Origin of the sequence: Agrobacterium sp. B1(2019), assembly GCF_008274755.1 — a bacterium.
GTDB classification, from domain to species: Bacteria; Pseudomonadota; Alphaproteobacteria; order Rhizobiales; family Rhizobiaceae; genus Agrobacterium; species Agrobacterium salinitolerans.
On sequence record NZ_VTPB01000003.1, the window covers coordinates 78,220 to 98,080 of the forward strand.

A 19,861-nucleotide genomic window follows, 5' to 3' on the forward strand; every position below is an offset into this window, starting at 1 on the left:
ACGCCCTTGGCCTTGGGGAGGATCAGAGGCCCATGGAAACGAGCTTGTCGATGCTTTCCTTATCGATCTTCAAAAGCTGGTCGACGACGATGGTGTTACCTTCGGGATTGATGGTACCGAGACCTTCGATATTGTCGCCGGCCTTGGGTGTCTCGCCCTTGGCGATACGGTCGGCAAGCGTGATGAAGACCTCACCGGCCTGTTTCGGGTTCCACATGAAGCCCCCCGTCAGCGCGCCTGATTTGATGAGCTTTGCGCCCTGCCCCGGTGAGAACGGCCCGATGACGAAGACCTTGCCATCCTTGCGCCGCTCTTCAACGGCGCGGCCGGCACCGATCGGCCCCTGCGAACCGAAGGCGAGGAAACCACTCAGGTCAGCATTGGCGGACATCAGGTCAAGCGCGGTCGAACGGCTTTTGTCGAGATCTTCGGCGACACCGTAGCGGTCACCGACGAGCTTCATGTCCGGATAATTGGCCTTGATGTAGGCGATGGCGGCATCGGCCCAGGCATTATGAAGCGGAACAGTGAGCGAGCCGACGAACACGGCATAGGAACCCTTGCCGCCCATCTTTTCCGCCAGAAGCTTGCCATGCGCTTCGCCGAAACCCTTGGCGGAAGCGAGTTCGAAATCCCAGTCAGCGCCAAGCTGCTTGGGCGATTCATGGGTGATGACTTTGATACCGGCGGCCTGGGCCTTTTTCAGCACAGGCTCCAGCACCTTTGCATCATTCGGCACGACACCGATAAAATCGACTTTTTGGGCGATCAGGTCCTCGATGGCGCGAACCTGCAGCGCCGGGTCGGCACTGGTCGGGCCGACCATGAAGCCGTCAACGCCGAGCTTCTTGCTCTGCTCCTTGATACCGGCCTCCATGGCGTTGAACCACGGAATACCGCCGATCTTCACGACAACGCCCACCTTCGGCCCTTCGGCAAAGGCGGCGGACGAGAGCAGCGCGAGCGACAGACCGACCGCTGCACAAATAATCTTCTTCATAATGTTCCTCCTCAAAAAATCGGCAAACGAAACCCGCCGCGACCATTTTTTCATCTGGCGCGTTCAAAATTTCTCATCTCGCTTATTCGAGACTCTCCCTTGCCGCTCCCACAGCAACCATCTTGCACAATCGATATTGCCAAGCTGCACAATCGATGGTGCAATAACCATATCATGAAGCTCCCTTCCGTCAAGGGGACGCCTGCTCTAATAATCGGAATCAGTTGGGGAGATCACAGTGACGGACATAAGTTCCAAGAAAGCCACTATTTATGACTTGTCGATATTGTCCGGCGCATCAGCCTCGACGGTCAGTGCCGTCTTGAACGGATCGTGGCGCAAGCGGCGGATTTCAGAAGAGACTGCCGACAAGATTCTCTCGCTTGCCAAGGCGCAACGTTACACCACCAACCTGCAAGCCCGCGGCTTGAGGAGTTCGAAATCCGGCCTCGTCGGGCTTCTGGTTCCAGTTTATGACAACCGGTTCTTTTCCTCTATGGCGCAGACGTTCGAGGGTCAGGCGCGCAAACGCGGCCTGTCGCCCATGGTGGTTTCCGGGCGGCGCGACCCCGAGGAGGAACGGCGCACCGTCGAGACCCTCATCGCCTATTCCATCGACGCCCTCTTCATTGCCGGCGTGACCGATCCCGATGGCGTGCACCAGGTCTGCGCCCGTGCGTCGCTGCCCCACGTCAATATCGACCTTCCCGGCAAATTTGCATCCTCGGTCATCTCCGACAACAGGCACGGCGCGGAAATACTGACGGCGGCGATCCTTGCCCATGCAGCGAAAGACAGGCCTCTCGGCCCGGATGACGTCATCCTCTTCGGCGGGCACGACGACCACGCCAGCCGCGAGCGTATTGACGGCTTCCATGCCGCCAAGGCCGCTTATTTTGAGGCGGAGAGCGGAGACGATATAGAGATCACCGGCTATTCACCGCATATGACGGAGCTGGCGTTTGAACGTTTCTTCGAGCGCAGAGGCCGCCTGCCCCGCTGTTTCTTCGTCAACTCATCAATAAATTTCGAAGGACTGCTTCGCTTCATGGGGCGTCATGACGGCGAAGCCTTCGGCGACATCGTTGTCGGCTGCTTCGACTACGACCCGTTCGCATCGTTCCTTCCCTTCCCGGTCTATATGATCAAACCCGATATCGCGCAGATGCTGGAAAAGGGTTTCGACCTGCTGGAAGAGAACCGGAGCGAGCCGGAAGTCACCACCATCGAACCGAAGCTCATTCCCCCAAGAACCGCTCTCGAAGGCCCGCTCGACGACATATGGGACCCTGTTGCACTGCGTCGCATGGCGCGATGAAGACCGCCTTCAGGCTGCCGAAACACAGGATTTCGGGATAAAGGTGTGTCAATGCACTCGAGCGCGAGCCGCATACTGCTCAAACTCCTCCAGTGGTGTGGGCCTTGCGAAAAAGTAGCCCTGGAAAAACTCGCAGCCGTATGACAACATCATGCGCAGTTCGGCCTCTGTTTCCACGCCTTCGGCAAGGACCTCCAGAGAGAGGTCGTGTCCCATTCTGACAATGTTTTTGGTAATTGCCGAAAGACGTCCGCTTTCGCTCACGCCCTTTACAAAGCTGCGATCAATCTTGAGCTGTTTCAACGGCAATTGACGAAGATAACTGAGAGACGAATAGCCGGTTCCGAAATCATCAAGCGCGATTGCAAACCCCGCGCGATGCAGGAGCTTCATCTTGGCGATGGCCGCGTCTATATCCGAAAGAAAAACGCTTTCGGTCAACTCCAGCTTGAGTAACCGTGCGTCAATTGCATTAGACGAAACGGCTTCGAGAAGCTGAGCGGCAAATCCCGTATCCACGAAATGATCCGCAGTGATGTTGATCGAAAGCGTCAAGTGACGAGTCGAAGCGTTTTCCTGCCATCTTGCCAGGGTCTTGCAAGCTTCAACAATCACCCATTCGCCGATTGTCGGCATAAAGCCCGTGCGTTGGGCAAGTGGAATGAATTCCGCCGGTGATATCTTGCCCCGTTTCGGATGGTTCCAGCGCAAAAGCGCTTCTGCGCCGTTCACCGAACCGTCCGCACGCACCTGCGCCTGATAAAAAAGTTCGAATTGCCCATTGGAAAGCGCAGTCCGCAACTCCAGTGCGTTTTTAGTCTGGCTTCGAAATTGCGCCTGCATCGCCGCGACGCCTCCGCACAACATACCCGTCGCGAAAATGCCGTTGAACCATGCGCTTACGCTTCTCACTTCCTGCGAGATCGAGATATGGAAAGGGAAGCTCGCAGCGGAGGCACACAGAAAAACGAAAGCCATGAGACCGGACGAAATGACAATGAACTGCGAGATCGAGCGCTGGCGTTGAAAATTCATATAGCCAACGAAGACGATGACGAGCAGGTAAAGGTGTGTCGTTCTGGGCACTGCCGCGTCCTGCACATCGATCGAGACCGAATACCAGCACACAAACAGGGTGCAAGCGATCTGGGCGAGGATAAGACCGCAAGAAAAATGGCCCTTCAGGCAAATCAGCCAGCAAGGAATGACCGCTGCACCAAGCACAAGAAGGCTGATTGCGATATTCCACCGTCCCGTCAGCGCAAAGAACACGAACCAACCCGCCCCAAGCGCAAGGCCGAGCCATGCTGCGATGCGGCACAGAAGTAGCAGATGCTGTGAATATTCCTCTCGGTCTTTGTTTTTTTGGAGGGGCATGCTGGCCTTGCTTGCGATTAAGAACGGCGAACTGGCTCCTTGCTGGAAAAGCCATGAGGAAGCTAGACCTATAAAACCGGAGGTTGGGCTTTTCAGACGACGCGGTTAAACAAAGCCAAATACGACGCGACAAGTTTTCATCAACGATACCTGTTGACCTCAACCACTCTCGAGGTCGTATCCCGTAACCTCGAGTGATGCGGGGGCACGACTGCTCTCCCAAACCCCAACCTGACAGACGGTCCTGGATAATTTGATGAAACAGCAGCTGACGAACATTCTGAACAGCGGCCGAGACAGCGCGCTTCTGCGCTTTTCGCTAGCCAAGGCCTTTGCAGCCTCCGGGGAACTCCCGGAGGCTGTGCGGCATCTTCAGGAAGCGGTCCGGCAAAAGCCGGATTATTCTGCCGCCTGGGCGGAGCTTGGCCTCAACCTGTTGCGATTGGGCGAAAATGACGGGGCCACGGCGGCTTGGCTAAAAGGCATCACCGTTGCCACGGCCCAGGGCGACGCGCAGGTGAGACGGCAGCTGGAAGTGAGGCTGCGACGGATGAGGTCGCAACTGCCGAAAGTTTCCTGTAATGGGCCAAGCTGATCGTGATACATCTCAAATTGCGCCGCCAGGCGAACATCGTCCCAACAGATCCAGCCCGTCAAAAATTCGCCAGAGATTAGCCAGGCTTCATAAAACCGGTTATGATCACCAGAAAAATCACGGGAGGCGGCCGTCGAGGGCCGGTGATTTATGGGTTTTTCCGATCACATCCAGGAAATAGAGCACGTCGGACAGGGCAGAAATACCGGCCGCGACGCGGTGGTGCTAGAATCTTGGCGACGTTGTCTCGATACCTATCAGCTTGATCCGGCCAAGGCGCGAGAAGCCGTCATCGTTTCCGAGACATGCCTGCGCGAGCATCGTCAGCGGGCAGAAGACCTCGTCCACATCGCCCGTTCCGGCCTGGAACGGCTGTATCGGCAGGTGGCTGAGCAGAATTACGTTCTTCTTCTGTCGGATCAACAGGGAGTGACGGTAGAGTTTCTGGGCGACCCGTCATTCAACAACAATCTGCGCAAGGCCGGGCTTTACCTCGGCTCGGAATGGTCGGAACCGCGTGCCGGCACCTGCGCCGTTGGCGCCTGCATCGCCACCGGCGAAGCGCTGACGATCCACCAGACCGATCATTTTGATGTGACGCATACGCCGCTTTCCTGCACCGCAGCCCCGATCTACGATACGCAGGGGGCATTGACGGCGGTGCTCGATATTTCACTCCTAAGTTCCCCCATCCTCAAGACGAGCCAGAACATGGCGCGTCATCTGGTTTCATCGACCGTGCGAAGGATCGAGCTGGCAAATCTGATGGCCAGCAGCCGCCATGATCTGGTGCTGCGCTTTGCGGGCGCGCCCGAATTTCTGGATGTCGACCCCGAAGCCGCCGTCTCCGTCGATGGCTCCGGCCGGATCACGGGCATGACGCACGCCGCCGCACGCCTTCTCGCCGCATCGCGCGGGCTTGACTGGCGCATGCCGGAACGCCTCCTCGGAGAGCGCGTGGAGGAGTTTTTCGAGGCCGGCTTCGATGAACTCGCCTCCCTCACCCGATCAAGCCTGCCGCAGGAGAGGCGCATCGTCGTGAAGGACGGCACCGTACTTTATGCGCACGCGATCGAACCGCAGCAGCGCCGGTCGAACATGCCGCTTGCCCGTCTGAAATTCCAGCCGGTTATGGAAGAGATCGGCGGCGATGGGCCGGCGGTGCGAAACCTCAGGCGCAAGGTGGAAAAACTGGCGCCTGCAAAATTGCCGATCCTGCTGCAGGGCCAGACCGGAACCGGCAAAGAACATCTCGCCCGCATCATTCACGACACAAGCGGCGTTTCCGGCCGCTTCGTCGCCGTCAATTGCGCCGCCATTCCCGAACAGCTGATCGAAAGCGAATTGTTCGGTTATCTGCCGGGAGCCTTCACGGGGGCGCTGGCGAAAGGACGTAAGGGGCTGGTGGAGGAGGCGCAGGGCGGAACACTTTTCCTCGACGAGATCGGCGACATGCCGTTTGCGGCGCAAAGCCGGCTATTGCGCGTATTGGCCGAAGGCGAGATCCTGCCCGTTGGTGGCTCCACCCCCCAGAAGGTGGATTTCAGGGTGATTTCTGCCTCGCACCGCCCGTTGAGCGACATGGTGCGGACAGGTGATTTCCGCCAAGACCTCTATTATCGCCTGAATGCGGCTGTGTTGACCTTGCCTGCACTTAGCGAGCGGGATGACTTCCCCTGGCTTCTCGATAAGTTTCTGGAAAAACATGGGCTGCCGGGTCGCCCTCTGACGCTCTCCAACGCCGCGCGGATGTTGATCCTTGGCCATTCCTGGCCCGGCAACATCCGCGAGCTGGACAATGCCATAGCCTTTGCCGCCGCCCTTTGCGATGACGGGGTGATTACGGCGGAAGACCTTCCCGATCATCTTGCCTCCGCAACGTCAGCCCCGATGATCGACAGTCGCGGCGCCGATCTCGGCGCGCTTCTGGCCGCCTGCAACGGCAATGTTTCGGAGGCCGCCCGCCGGCTCGGCATCGATCGCACGACGATGCACCGGCGAATGCGACGCCTCGGCATCGGAAAACCTCACTAGAAAAGGTGAGGCACGCGCCACGGCTGTCGCGCCACAGCTGTGGCGTCATATAAAACCGGCACTCTGGTAAAACCCCGCAATTTCGGGCTTCCGGCACGGCAAACCGCGCTGGCACGGGCATTGCAGCTTCTCTGGCATCAGGAGCCATCGAGGAGAAAACATGCGCGCGCTCAGATTTCATGCAGCCAGGGACTTGCGGGTTGAAGACATTCCCGAGCCGAAACGGCCGGGGCCGGGGCAGGTTCTTGTCCGCAATCGATTCGTCGGTATCTGCGGCACCGATCTGCATGAATATAGTTACGGACCGATCTTCATCCCCACCAAACCGCACCCCTTTACAGGCGCTCACGGCCCGCAAATTCTCGGTCACGAATTCGGCGGTGTCGTGGAGGCCATCGGCGAAGGCGTCACCTCGGTTGGCGTCGGTGACCGCGTATCGATCCAGCCGCTCGTCATGCCGCGAACCGGTGACTATTTCGCCGACCGTGGCCTCTTTCATCTGAGCACGCAGCTGGCGCTGGTCGGTCTCAGCTGGGAAGGCGGCGGCATGGCGCAGGCAGCACTCGTCAACGAATATAACGTCCAGAAGATTCCCGACGCGATGACCGATGAAGAGGCCGCACTCGTCGAACCCTCGGCCGTTGCCGTTTATGCCTGCGACCGCGGCGGCGTCACCGCCGGCAGCAGCGTTCTGGTCACGGGCGCAGGCCCGATCGGCATGCTCACACTTCTCGCCGCGCGTGCTGCCGGCGCCGCGCAGCTTTTCGTATCCGATCTCAATGATGCCCGCCTTGAGCTTGCCCGCAACGTAATCACCGACGTCATTACCATCAATCCGAAGCGCGATAATGTCGGCGATATCGTGCGCGCAGCGACAGAAGGCAAGGTCGGCTGCGATGTCGCGATCGAATGCGTGGGCAATGAACATGCGCTCAAGGCCTGCGTCGATGCCGTGCGCAAACAGGGCGTTGTTGTCCAGACAGGGCTGCATCCGCACGAAAACCCGATCGACTGGTTCCAGGTGACATTCCGCGACCTGGAGATCAAGGGCTCATGGGCCTATCCGACCCATTACTGGCCACGGGTCATCCGGCTCATCGCCTCCGGCCTGTTGCCAGCAACGAAGATCGTTACCAAGCGCATCACGCTCGATACGGCCGTGTCCGAGGGCTTCGATGCCCTGCTCGACCCCGCCGGCACCCATCTGAAGATCCTGATCGATCTTTCGAAATAGGCCTGCTCCCTCGGCATACCGGGAGAGGAGCCCGCTATGCCGACGGCACAGGCTTTCGGGGGCGGCGATTTCGCCGCTCCACCATCAGACCAAGCACCATGGAGGAGATGAATATGCTTGATGTCAGTCCCGCCACCAAAATCGACACGGTTCTTTCCAAGCTCGGCAATGCGCTGGAAAATGGAGACATATATGCGGCCGTCAACCTGTTTCAGGCCGATTGTTACTGGCGTGACCTCGTAACCTTCACCTGGAACCTGAAAACGCTGGAGGGACGTGAGCAGATCCGCGATATGCTGACAAACCAGCTTTCCGCAATCAAACCCTCGGGCTTGGTGCAGGATGTGAAGGAGCAGGCCTCGGAAGGCAATGGCATCACCGAAGGCTGGTTCGAGTTCGAGACCGGGGTTGCCCGTGGTTACGGCCATATCCGCCTGAAGGACGGGCTGATCTGGACATTGCTCACCACCATGAGCGAACTGAAGGGCCACGAAGAGCCGAAGGGCATCCGCCGCCCGATGGGCGCGGAGCACGGCCACGACCGCAACCGCCGGACCTGGAAAGAAAAACGTGAGACTGAGGCCGCCGAACTCGGCTATTCGGAGCAGCCCTATGTCGTCATTATCGGCGGCGGCCAGGGCGGCATTGCGCTCGGCGCGCGGCTTCGCCAGCTCGGTGTGCCGTCGATCATCGTCGAGAAGAATGAACGGCCCGGCGACAGCTGGCGCAAGCGCTACAAGTCGCTCTGCCTGCATGACCCCGTCTGGTACGACCACCTGCCCTATATTCCGTTCCCGGAAAACTGGCCCGTCTTCACGCCGAAGGACAAGGTGGGAGACTGGCTGGAAATGTACACAAAAGTCATGGAGCTGAATTATTGGGGCTCCACCACCTGCAAGTCCGCCCAATACGACGAGACGACGGGCGAATGGACCGTGGTCGTCGACCGCGCCGGCAAGGAGGTCGTGCTGCGGCCGAAACAGCTGGTGCTGGCGACAGGCATGTCCGGCAAGGCGAATATCCCGAAATTCCCCGGACAGGATGTCTTCAAGGGCGAGCAGCAGCACTCCTCGCAGCATCCGGGTCCTGACGCCTATGCCGGCAGGAAGGTCGTGGTGATCGGCTCCAACAACTCGGCGCATGATATCTGCGCAGCGCTCTGGGAAGCTGGCGCTGACGTCACCATGCTGCAGCGGTCATCCACCCATATCGTCAAATCCGACTCGCTGATGGATATCGGTCTTGGCGACCTCTATTCCGAGCGGGCGGTGGCAAACGGCATGACCACGCGCAAGGCCGACCTTATCTTCGCCTCCCTGCCCTACAGGATCATGCATGAATTCCAGGTCCCCGTTTACGATCGCATTCGCGAACGGGACGCCGATTTTTATACAGCACTGGAGAAAGCGGGCTTCATGCTCGATTTCGGCGATGACGAATCCGGCCTGTTCATGAAATATCTGCGGCGTGGATCGGGTTATTATATCGACGTCGGGGCCTGTGACCTCGTGATCGACGGCTCGATCAAGCTGAAATCCGGAGTGGATGTCTCGCATCTGACGGAGAATGCCGTGGTGCTGAAGGACGGCACGGAACTTCCTGCCAATCTGGTGGTCTATGCGACCGGCTATGGTTCGATGAACGGCTGGGCGGCCGATCTCATTTCGCGTGAGGTGGCCGACAAGGTGGGCAAATGCTGGGGCCTCGGTTCTGACACCACCAAGGATCCCGGCCCATGGGAAGGCGAGCAGCGCAACATGTGGAAGCCGACACAACAGCAGGCACTGTGGTTCCACGGTGGCAACCTGCATCAATCGCGGCACTATTCGCAATATCTCTCGCTCCAGCTCAAGGCGAGACAGGTGGGCCTGCAAACACCCGTTTACGGCCTTCAGAAGCCGCATCATCTGTCCTGACCCGAAGGGAGTTCCGGCCCGACTCGATGAGGCGGGCCGGGTATTTTACGACTGGGACTTATCGGATTGCCAGAACCGATAAAGCTCCGTGACATTGCCGCTGGTCATGAGCGGCATTGCAGCCTTCAACTGCTCAGCCGGCCAATCCCACCATCTCATCTCGAGCAGCATGGCGATACTGTCGTCATCGAACCGCTTGCGGATCGTCTTTGCGGGATTGCCGCCAACGATGGCGTAAGGTTCGACATTTTTCGTTACCAGCGCCCGCGTTCCGATCACTGCGCCATCACCAACCGTAATGCCGGGCATGATGATCGCTTCCGAGCCTATCCAGACATCGTTACCGATGACGGTGTCGCCCGCCGGCAGATAACCGTTGCCGGCGTTTTCGAACTCCGGCACTTCGGGCATGAAGAAAAATGGGAAGGTACTGATCCACTCGTTGCGATGACCCTGATTGCCCGCCATGATGAAGGCGGCGCCCGAACCGATCGAACAGAAGCTCCCGATTATCAGCCTGTCCGCGCCTTCATCCGACAACAGATAACGGGCGCAGTCCTCAAAGCTGTGGCCGTGATAATAACCGGAGTAATAGCTGTATTTCCCGACCACGAGGTTTGGGTTCTTGACCTGCTTGTCAAGCGTGACGCCCCGGAACGGGCTTTCGAAGTAGTTTTCCATTGGGGTAATCTCACTGCATATGTTCGCACTGGCTTGCCTCAAGGCAAACCGACGCCAAGCGCCAAGCCTGTCGGCTTTTCGCTCGATGCTCCTCACGCAACGGAGGGAGCTAGATGCAGGTGATACTCGAAGTTTTTATCATCGAGCCTAGTTAACGCAAAAATCCGCGACGGCCAAGCCGTGAAACGTTTTCGATCTCGTGTCGCTTACATCGCAACACCACCGGCCCATAAAAACAGCGGGGATTTTTCCCCGCTGTTCTCGTTGGTTGGTGCATCGCCAGCGCGGGCGTCATACAGCCGCGCGCCGCGACGATCACAATCTTAGTAGTGCACCGACTGGGAATCGATCGGCGTTACCTTCGGCGGAGCGAACTTCGTCAGATCGATCCCATCGACAGCAGAACGATACTCCTCGATGCTCGGCGTGCGGCCGAGGATGGCCGAGAGCACGACGACCGGGGTGGAGGCCAGGAGCGATTCACCCTTCTTTTCGGCGCTGTCTTCAACCACGCGGCCCTGGAAAAGGCGAGTCGACGTCGCGAGAACCGTATCGCCCTTTGCCGCCTTTTCCTGGTTGCCCATGCAAAGGTTACAGCCCGGACGCTCGAGATACAGGATGTTTTCGTATTCGGTGCGGTTCGTTGTCTTCGGATTGATATCATCGAACTCGAAGCCGGAATATTTCTGGAGGATTTCCCAGTCTCCTTCCGCCTTCAACTCATCGATGATGTTGTAGGTTGGAGCAGCGACGACGAGCGGCGCCTTGAACTCGACCTTGCCTTCGGCCTTTTCGAGGTTCCGCAGCATCTGCGCAACGATCTTCACGTCACCCTTATGCACCATGCACGAGCCGACGAAGCCGAGATCGACCTTCTTTGTAGCGCCGTAATAGGACACAGGGCGGATCGTGTCGTGCGTGTAGCGTCTGGAAACGTCGTTATTGTTGACGTCGGGGTCGGCAATCATCGGCTCGTTGATAACATCGAGATCGACAACGACTTCCGCGAAATATTTCGCATTCGCGTCCGGCTTCAAGGCAGGCACTTCACCTGAACGGATCTCGGCAATACGTTGATCTGCCTTAGCAATCAGACCTTTCAGGGTCTGTGCAGAATTGTCCATACCCTTGTCGATCATGATTTGGATGCGCGACTTGGCTATTTCCAGCGACTCGATCAGCGTCTCGTCTTCGGAAATGCAGATCGACGCCTTGGCCTTCATTTCGGCCGTCCAGTCGGTGAAAGTGAATGCCTGGTCGGCAAGCAGCGTGCCGAGATGGACTTCGATGATACGGCCCTGGAAGACGTTGTCGCCGTGCTGCTGGAGCATCTGCGCCTGCGTGGCATGCACCACGTCGCGGAAGTCCATATAGGGCTGCATCGTGCCCTTGAAGGTAACCTTGACCGATTGCGGGATCGGCATGGTCGCTTCACCGGTTGCCAGTGCCAGCGCGACGGTGCCGGAGTCGGCACCGAAGGCGACGCCCTTCGACATGCGGGTGTGGCTGTCGCCGCCGATGATGATTGCCCGGTCATCCACGGTGATGTCGTTCAGCACCTTGTGGATCACATCCGTCATGGAATGATAGACGCCCTTCGGGTCACGACCCGTGATGACACCGAAATTGTGCATGAAGGACATGAGCTTCGGCGTGTTGGCCTGGGCCTTCTTGTCCCAGACGGAGGCCGTGTGGCAACCGGACTGATAGGCGCCGTCCACCAGCGGCGAAATGACGGTGGCCGCCATCGCTTCCAGCTCCTGCGCGGTCATCAGACCGGTCGTATCCTGCGAGCCGACGATGTTGACCTTGACGCGTACGTCCGAACCGGCGTGCAGCACCTTGCCGGGCGTGACGCCGACGGCGTTGCGGTTGAAAATCTTCTCAACCGCGGTGAGGCCCTGTCCTTCGATGGATATTTCCTTGTTGGGCGCGAAGACCGGAGTGGCCTCGACACCGAGCGTCTCAGCCGCGAATGTCTGGAGCTTCTTGCCGAAGACGATAGCATAGGAGCTGCCGGCCTTCATGAACTCCATCTTCTGGGGTGTGAAGGAAGAGGCGAGGTCCACCAGTTCAGTGCCGTTCTCGTCACGAAGCTTGTAGTTTTTGGCATCGATCTTCAACACGGTCCCGGTTTCGACCGAATATTTCTGTTCGAGGATCGGGTTGCCGTCATTGTTGAGGATCGGCTTGCCGTCTTCGCCGAGCTTCTTCACCCAGTTTTTCAGGTTGATGCCGATGCCGCCGGTCACATCGACGGTGGTGGCGAAAATCGGCGAGATGCCGTTGGTGCCGGCGACGATGGGAGCGTAATTGACGAAGGGCACATAGGGGCTGGCCTGCTTGCCGGTCCACAGCGCCACGTTGTTGACGCCGGACATGCGCGACGAGCCAACACCCATCGTACCCTTTTCGGCGATCATCATCACCCGCTTGTCCGGATGCTGCTGCTGCAACGCGACGATTTCCGCCTGCGCTTCCGGCGAGATCATACACTGGCCGTGCAGCTGGCGGTCCGAGCGCGAATGCGCCTGGTTGCCGGGAGACAGAAGGTCGGTCGAAATATCGCCTTCGGCGGCGATGAAAGTAACGATCTTGATCTCGTCTTCGACATCGGGAAGCTTGGTGAAGAATTCTGCCCTGGCGTAGCTTTCCAGAACGTCCCTGGCGATGGCGTTGCCGGCCTTGTAGGCGTCACGCAGGCGGAACATGTCGGCATCGTAAAGGAAGACCTGGGTCTTCAGCACTTCACCGGCTTGGGCGGCAATCGCAGCGTTGTTACCGAGCGCGATATCGAGCAGCACCTTGATCGACGGGCCGCCCTTCATGTGCGACAGCAGCTCCAGCGCAAAGGAAGGCGTGATCTCCGGCACGATCGCTTCGCCGAGGATGATCTGCTTCAGGAAGGCGGCCTTGACGCCGGCGGCGCTCGTGGTGCCCGGCAGGGTGTTGTAGATGAAGAATTTCAGGGCGTCAGGGCGATGCTCGCTGCCCACATCCTTGATAAGTTCGATAATCTCGGCCGTCAGTGCGCCGTCATCGATCGGCTTGGGTGCGAGACCCAGTGTTTCTCTGCTTTTGATTTCAGCCAGGTAATCCAGGTAAAGGTTCATCGCAATCCCAACGTCATGGTGTCTATGGAGCCGAACACAGCCTCACCGAACGGTACTGTTGATCGACCCGGGTTTCTGTCGATTTCGAGTACGCCAACCGGGGCCGGCTGACAAGATGTCGCATTTCAGTAAAAAAGCCGTAGACGGGTTTTAGCGCCGATCGTGTGCTTTGCGATCACGCCGTGGCACTTTTGATTGTGGCAGCCGCCGCATTTCAGCCAGTGGTTTTTCAGACGTCAGCTTTAAGGATTTATTAACCAAATCAGGACGAGTATTAGATTATTCTAATTACCCGTTATTGGCGTAATTGCATGTTGCGCATCGAAAAACCGGCAGCGCAGCAGCTTGGGGAGGCAGCATGAAGTTTGCAGCATCAGGCTATTTGTTATCATTTGCGGCGCTGGTTCTCACCCCGGCATCCGGCGCCGCCCAGGTCGCCACGACGAATTTCAACGTCCAGATCACCATTCAGGCCGCATGCCAGATCAATTCCGCCGGCAACCTTGATTTCGGCACGAATGGTGTGATCGGCAGCAATATCGATGCGACCAGCGACATTGTCGTGCAATGCACAGCCAGTACCCCTTTCAGTCTCGGCCTCAGCGCCGGCGCTGGCTCGGGCGCGACGGTCGCCAACCGTCTGATGACATCGCCTGGCGGCGCGACCATTTCCTACTCCCTTTATACAAGTGCGGCGCATAGCACGGTGTGGGGCAACACTGTGGGAACGGACCGGCAAACGGGAACGGGAACCGGAGCGCCGCAGACATTCACTGTCTATGGGCGCGTTCCTGCCCAGACGACACCTGCGGTCGGCGTCTATACCGATACGGTGACGGCCACGCTCAACTACTGATCGCCACAGGGAGGATCGCGCATGCATGTTTTTACCTTAGCGGCTGCGTTTTTTGCCGGTTTGACTGTTTCATCTTCACAGGCTGCATCGCTGCGGGTCGCCCCCGTACTTCTGGATCTTAAAGCGCCCACGGCGGCCTCCAGCCTCCGCATCTGGAACGATGCGAAAACCCCGATCAACGTTCAGGTCAGAATATTCCGCTGGACCCAGAAAAATGGGCAGGACGTCTATACGGCAGCGCAGGACGTCGTCGCCAGCCCGCCGATGACGCAGCTGAAGGGCGGTGCGGAGAACCTTATCCGCATCGTCCGGCTTTCCAAGGCCCCGCTGCGCGCCGAAGAGAGCTACCGCGTCATCGTCGATGAGTTGCCGCCGGCGGGAAGACCGCAATCCGGCACGGTTAATCTGGTGGTGCGCCACTCCATACCCGTTTTCTTCTCGCCCGCTTCCACAGGTGATGCGGAACCGGCCTGGAAGATAACACCGCAGGGCAATGGCTACCGGGTGTCGGTGTCCAATACGGGCGAGAGGCGGATAAGGATCGCCAACCTGATGCTTTCCGGCGGCAACGGGCAGGCGATTGCCCGGCAGCAGGGGCTGGTGGGATATGTGCTTGGCGGATCCGCCGCAAGCTTTGTGGTTCCGGCAACGGGCGGCAAGAGAGGCGGCGGCACGCTGAAGATTTCGGCGGACAGCGAAGGCGGCCCCGTCAATGCGACGGCGCGCGTCTCGGGCGGCTGATCTCGCCGTTTTGACGATTGCCGCTCTGACGGTCATTTCATCGGGCAAATTTTCCGTGGCGCAGGATATACCTCCTGCGGCGCAACCGGCCTCTTTTGCCGCAAAAGAAGCGGGACAGTTGCAGCTCGAAGTCTACATCAACGATGTTTCGACAGAACTGATCGCCACATTTCGTCAAAACGACGCCGGATCGTTTCTGATCGAACCGGAACAGCTGAACAATATCGGGATTTCTCCGGTTGAAAGCGCCGCCGGAGATGATGGCTGGATCGATATCTCCCGGCTGCCGGATGTGGTGGCGCGTTACGATGAAGGTAGCCAGTCCATGCATTTCACCCTGCCGATGGCGGCGCGGGCAAACAGGGTGATAGACGCCTCCGGCAAGATTGCGCAGGAAGAAGACGAAGAGACCCGGGAAAAGGCCACGAGCGATTTTGGAGGTCTGGTGAATTACACGATCTACGGTTCCTCCGGCGGCAACAAATGGTCTGACACCGCCGATTTCAACGGTATCTCGGCCCTTTTGGAAAGCAGGGCCTTCGGTCCGCTCGGCGTGCTCTCCTCGTCGCAGGTTTTGAGCACATCGCGCCTGTCGGAGTTCGATACCCAGCGCCTCGATACCACCTGGAGCTATTCGGACGAAGAAACGCTGACGAGCTACCGGGCCGGCGATCTCATTACCGGCGGGCTGAGCTGGACACGCCCAACGCGGCTCGGCGGCCTGCAGATCCGCCGCAATTTCGACCTGCGGCCGGATATCGTCACCATGCCGATGCCGGAATTTGCCGGTTCAGCGGCCGTGCCCTCCACTGTCGACGTCTATGTCAACAACATCCGCCGTCTGTCGCAGGATGTTCCCGAAGGCCCGTTTTCCATCACCAATCTTCCCGTTATCAGCGGCGCGGGCAATGCGAGGCTGGTGGTGCGGGATGCGCTAGGCCGCGAAACCGTATCCGAAACGCCCTTTTATACGTCACCGGACCTGCTGGCGAAGGGTCTCGTCGATTTTTCAGCGGAGCTCGGTTTTGCCCGGCGCAATTACGGAACCTCTTCCTTCGATTACGACGAAAAATTGCTTGGATCGGCGACGTTTCGTTACGGCCTGTCTGATGGCCTGACGCTTGAGGGCCATGCGGAAGGCGGCGAGGATTTCTATAATATCGGCTTTGGCGGCGTCTTCACGCTTGGAGTTCATGGGCTGGCGGCGATTTCCGGCGCATCCAGCCGCTTTGGCGAGGAAAGCGGCCACCAGCTCTCCGCAAGCGTCGAAGCCGAATTGCTCGGGCTCAAATTTCACGCCCGGTCGCAACGGGCATTCGGCGATTATCACGACATGGCGTCGGTCTCCGCCGATAGCTCTACACTCAGGACGATCTCTGGCCTGCTGAGCGCGCGGCCGCCGCGTGCCGTGGATCAGATTTCCGTTTCCACACAGCTTGCTTTCGATGAAACGAGCCTGAACTTTTCCTATACGCAGGTGGAAACCTTCGATGAAAGGAAATCTCGGTTGCTTGGCTTTTCTGCCACGCGGCCGTTCGGCGAGAACGGCAATATCTTCATCACCGCCTATAAGGACCTTGAGGACAGCCAATCCTACGGCGTCTTCGCGGGCCTGTCCTGGTCGTTCGGCGGTGGCGTCTCCGGCTCGGCCGGCATGTCGTCGGATGCGGATGGCTATTCGCTAACAGCAGAGGTCGGAAAATCCGAAGAACAGGCCGAGGGAAGTTATGGCTGGCGCCTGCGCGGCTCGACCGGCGGCAACGATATCGCCTCCGTTTCCGGCAGTTACCGCGGCAGCACCGCCCGCGTTTCGGCCGGCGTCGATCAATTCAACCGCACAACACAGGCCTATGCCCAGATCGAAGGATCGATAGCGCTCGCCGGCGGCGATGTCTTTGTCGGCAACCGGATCGATGACGCTTTCGCCGTGGTGGATGCGGGCGCGCCCGGCGTCGATATCCTTTTGGAAAACCGCCCCATCGGCCAGACCAACCGCCGCGGCAAGATATTGCTTCCGAACCTTCGTTCCTACGACGTCAATAACATCACGCTCGACCCCAGCAATCTTCCGGTCGACGCCCGCATAGACCGCACGAAACAGACCGTGACGCCGACCGACCGCGCGGGGGCCGTGGTCAATTTCAAGGTGGAAACCGAGGGGCAGGTGGCGCTGGTGACGCTGAAAGACGAGAGCGGCGAGTTCATCGAAACCGGATCGACCGGCAAAATCGACGGCAAGCGCGATTTCATCGTCGGTTATGACGGACAGGCCTATCTCGATAATATCAGCGAAACCCATCGCCTCCGCATCATACAGCCGACGAAGGGCGCGTGCGAAGCGCAGATCACCGTGCCCTCTGCCAGCAAGACCCGCGCAACTTTCGAAACCCTATGCAGGAGCATCCAATGAAGGTTTTGACCCGTGCCGCCCTTGCCATCGCCGCTTTCCTCTCGGCTTCACCGGTCCTGGCGCAAAGCTGCACCTTCAACATGTCGGACATGAATTTCGGTTTCGTCAATCTCGCAGGCGGCAGCGCCGTGGACACGACGGCGACATTGTCGGTCACCTGCTCCAACCCGTTATCGCTGGCGCTTTCCATCCGCATCTGCCCCAACATCAATGCCGGAAGCGGCGGACAGTCGGGCGGCATCCGTCGCATGCTTCAGGGCAGCAATATCCTCAACTACCAGCTTTACCAGAACTCGGCGCGGACGACCTCCTGGGGATCGGTCACGCAGCCCGCACTCGGTTCGCCTCCGCCGATCGATATGGCGCTACCGCTTTTGGTCAACACCACGAGCCGCACGGTCTATGGCCGGATCAATGCCGGTCAGGCTTCGGCAGTGCGCGGCCTTTATCTTTCCAGCTTCGCCGGCGCGGAAACGAGCTTCACCTATACGACCTTTACCCTGCTTGCACCAAGTTGCTCTTCCGTGACCCAGAACCCCACGCAGGTGCCGTTCAACGTGTCGGCCGCGGTGGCGCCCACATGCATCATCTCGGCCCAGAACATCGATTTCGGCAGTCATGGCGTCTTGAACACGGCAGTCAATGCGACCGGAGCGATCAATCTGACCTGCACCACCAATCTGAACTATAGTGTCGCGCTCAATGGCGGCCTGAGCAACAGCCCGCCGGCCGCGCGCCAGATGGTGCAGGGAGGCGCATCTATAACCTATGGTCTCTACCGCGACGCGAACCGCACGACTGTATGGGGAAGTGCGGCAGGCGAGATAGCCACCGGCACCGGAACAGGCGGCTTGCAAACATTGACCGTCTATGGCCGCGTCCCGGCGCAGACCACGCCAGCGCCGGGGAACTACTCCGATACGGTCGTCGTGACGGTGAACTACTGAGCGCCCGAACGCATCTCACTTTCCAAGTTCTAGCCGCCGATCGATGCCGATGCCAGCGAGAAACGCCTCATCATGGCTGACGACCAGCAAGGCGCCGTCATAAGCCCGAAGGCCAGCCTCCACGGCAGCGATGGAATCGATATCGAGATGGTTCGTCGGCTCATCAAGGATCAGCAATTGCGGTGGCTGCGGGCCTCCCAGAACACAGGCGAGACCCGCCCTGAGCATCTGCCCGCCCGAAAGTGTCGCAACGATCTGCAGAGCGGCGTCGGCACGAAACATGAAGCGCGCAAGGGCGGAGCGGCAGGCATTCTCTCCCGCCCTAGGGTTAAGCCGAAGGAAGTTGTCGCGAATGGAGAGGCTCGTATCGAGCAGGCTGACCTGCTGGTCGAGAAACACGGACTTCACCCCGACATGTACCGTCCCTTCGAATGGCGCCAAGTCCCCCGTGATCACCGAAAGCAGCGTCGTTTTTCCCGATCCGTTCGGGCCGGTTACGGCAACGCGTTGCGGCCCGGTGATTTCGAAAGAGAGATCGCAAAGCACGGGTTGGTCGGCCTGATATCCTGCGGTCAGGTTCTGCAGGCTGAGAACGGTCTTTGTCGTGTGTAGCCCGCTCGCGGGCAATGTAACACTGACATCCTGGAGGATTTCGATCCGCTCTCGCGCCGTCTTCAGATCTTCCGTCGCCTCGGCCGTCAGGCGGCTGGCCAGATTGGCGTTGTCGCCGCTCGTCTTTTCGGCACGCCTCTTCATCGCACCAACAAGGATACGGGGCATGTCTCCCCTCGCCGCTTTTGCGGCACCCCTGCTGTCACGGCGGGCCTTGCGCTCCAGCGCCTCCTGTGAACGGCGCCTGACCTCGGACAGACGCTTTTCCGCATTCGCGAAGTCCTGTTCGGCGGCGGCCAGCTCCAGCGCCTTTTGTGCGCGGTAGTGGCTCCAGTTGCCGCCGTAACGGGTAACACCGAGCGTGGTCATTTCGACGATGGCATCGAGGGTTTCGAGAAGCTCCCGATCGTGGCTGACGACGATCGCTCCGCCGCGCCAGGCCGCCAGAAAATCGGCAACGAAAATGCGCCCCTCCCGGTCGAGATTATTGGTCGGTTCGTCAAGGATCAGGAAATCCGGCGCGGCGTGGATTTGCGCCGCAAGTGCGGCCCGCGTGCGCTGCCCGCCGGAAAGCGCCGAAAGCGGCGTGGAGGGCAAGGCGTCCAGCCCGACCTGCGCGAGCGCCTTGGCAATTTCCTCCTCCAGCATCCAGTCAATGTCCTCAAGCTCATCGACAGTGGCCGTTCCCGACTGCGCACGGGCGAGCGCGTCCAGCGCCTCGCGCGCACCAAACAGGTCGGCGACAGTCTCGTCGGACACAACCTGTACGCTCTGGCGCAGGAGATTGACGCAGCCCGAAACGGAAACCGTGCCCGCCGACGGCGACAACTCGCCGGCGATCAGTTTCAGAAGCGTCGTCTTGCCGACGCCGTTGCGCCCGACAAGGCCGGTGCGTTCGGGTCCGAAGTGAAGGTTGATGTCGGAAAAGAGCGGATGACCGTCAGGTGTGGACCACGAGAGGTCTGAAAGCGTGATGGAATGCGACATGGATATGGGTTCCCCTGATGACAAGGCGTTGTGGCTTTGC

Annotated in this window: 14 protein-coding genes; 9 read left to right on the forward strand and 5 right to left on the reverse strand. The window is 59.3% G+C overall.

Annotated features, from left to right (window positions below):
• Positions 1–22 precede the first annotated feature (22 nt).
• A complete protein-coding gene (locus tag AGR1_RS20710; RefSeq protein ID WP_080793446.1) occupies positions 23–1,000 on the reverse strand; it encodes a substrate-binding domain-containing protein in 978 nt (325 codons plus the stop codon).
• 238 nt (positions 1,001–1,238) lie between these two features.
• On the opposite strand from AGR1_RS20710, the gene AGR1_RS20715 reads away from it, so the two are divergent.
• Entirely contained in the window at positions 1,239–2,318 is a 1,080-nt protein-coding gene (locus AGR1_RS20715; protein ID WP_149148082.1) for a LacI family DNA-binding transcriptional regulator, read from the forward strand.
• A 48-nt stretch (positions 2,319–2,366) separates the two neighbouring features.
• On the opposite strand, the gene AGR1_RS20720 is transcribed toward AGR1_RS20715, so the two are convergent.
• Positions 2,367–3,590, reverse strand: coding sequence for an EAL domain-containing protein (locus tag AGR1_RS20720; protein WP_246669693.1), 1,224 nt, complete (start codon positions 3,588–3,590; stop codon positions 2,367–2,369).
• Positions 3,591–3,951: 361 nt separating this feature from the next.
• Between AGR1_RS20720 and AGR1_RS20725 the strand changes: the two genes are divergently transcribed.
• The 4 genes from AGR1_RS20725 to AGR1_RS20740 all read left to right on the forward strand — a co-directional run bounded on the left by AGR1_RS20725 (position 3,952) and on the right by AGR1_RS20740 (position 9,474).
• On the forward strand, positions 3,952–4,290 hold the full coding sequence (locus tag AGR1_RS20725) for a tetratricopeptide repeat protein (protein ID WP_149148084.1): 339 nt from the start codon (positions 3,952–3,954) through the stop codon (positions 4,288–4,290).
• A gap of 150 nt (positions 4,291–4,440) precedes the next feature.
• Entirely contained in the window at positions 4,441–6,324 is a 1,884-nt protein-coding gene (locus AGR1_RS20730) for a sigma-54-dependent Fis family transcriptional regulator (protein WP_149148085.1), read from the forward strand.
• Positions 6,325–6,484: 160 nt separating this feature from the next.
• Positions 6,485–7,558 carry a 2,3-butanediol dehydrogenase gene (locus tag AGR1_RS20735; RefSeq protein WP_149148086.1) on the forward strand — a complete coding sequence of 358 codons (1,074 nt, stop codon included), beginning with the start codon at positions 6,485–6,487 and terminating at the stop codon, positions 7,556–7,558.
• Positions 7,559–7,671: 113 nt separating this feature from the next.
• The gene (locus AGR1_RS20740) at positions 7,672–9,474 is read left to right on the forward strand and encodes an NAD(P)/FAD-dependent oxidoreductase (RefSeq protein ID WP_137411108.1); all 1,803 of its coding nucleotides are present in this window, start codon (positions 7,672–7,674) and stop codon (positions 9,472–9,474) included.
• A gap of 45 nt (positions 9,475–9,519) precedes the next feature.
• Here the strand turns inward: AGR1_RS20740 and catB are convergent, their stop codons facing one another.
• Complete coding sequence (gene catB, locus AGR1_RS20745) at positions 9,520–10,155, reverse strand: type B chloramphenicol O-acetyltransferase (RefSeq protein WP_149148087.1); 636 nt, start codon at positions 10,153–10,155, stop codon at positions 9,520–9,522.
• Between the two features lie 323 nt (positions 10,156–10,478).
• Complete coding sequence (locus tag AGR1_RS20750) at positions 10,479–13,268, reverse strand: bifunctional aconitate hydratase 2/2-methylisocitrate dehydratase (protein ID WP_137411110.1); 2,790 nt, start codon at positions 13,266–13,268, stop codon at positions 10,479–10,481.
• 358 nt (positions 13,269–13,626) lie between these two features.
• On the opposite strand from AGR1_RS20750, the gene AGR1_RS20755 reads away from it, so the two are divergent.
• The 4 genes from AGR1_RS20755 to AGR1_RS20770 are packed head-to-tail and all read left to right on the forward strand — an operon-like array spanning position 13,627 to position 18,222.
• A complete protein-coding gene (locus AGR1_RS20755; RefSeq protein ID WP_137411111.1) occupies positions 13,627–14,124 on the forward strand; it encodes a spore coat U domain-containing protein in 498 nt (165 codons plus the stop codon).
• A gap of 21 nt (positions 14,125–14,145) precedes the next feature.
• A complete protein-coding gene (locus AGR1_RS20760) occupies positions 14,146–14,865 on the forward strand; it encodes a molecular chaperone (protein ID WP_149148088.1) in 720 nt (239 codons plus the stop codon).
• A complete protein-coding gene (locus AGR1_RS20765) occupies positions 14,837–17,275 on the forward strand; it encodes a fimbria/pilus outer membrane usher protein (protein WP_149148089.1) in 2,439 nt (812 codons plus the stop codon). Before AGR1_RS20760 ends, AGR1_RS20765 begins: the two co-directional genes overlap by 29 nt.
• Positions 17,272–18,222: a spore coat U domain-containing protein gene (locus tag AGR1_RS20770; protein WP_149148090.1), complete on the forward strand. Its 951-nt coding sequence runs from the start codon at positions 17,272–17,274 to the stop codon at positions 18,220–18,222. Before AGR1_RS20765 ends, AGR1_RS20770 begins: the two co-directional genes overlap by 4 nt.
• 15 nt (positions 18,223–18,237) lie before the next feature.
• Here the strand turns inward: AGR1_RS20770 and AGR1_RS20775 are convergent, their stop codons facing one another.
• The gene (locus AGR1_RS20775) at positions 18,238–19,821 is read right to left on the reverse strand and encodes an ABC-F family ATP-binding cassette domain-containing protein (protein WP_149148091.1); all 1,584 of its coding nucleotides are present in this window, start codon (positions 19,819–19,821) and stop codon (positions 18,238–18,240) included.
• Positions 19,822–19,861 lie beyond the last annotated feature (40 nt).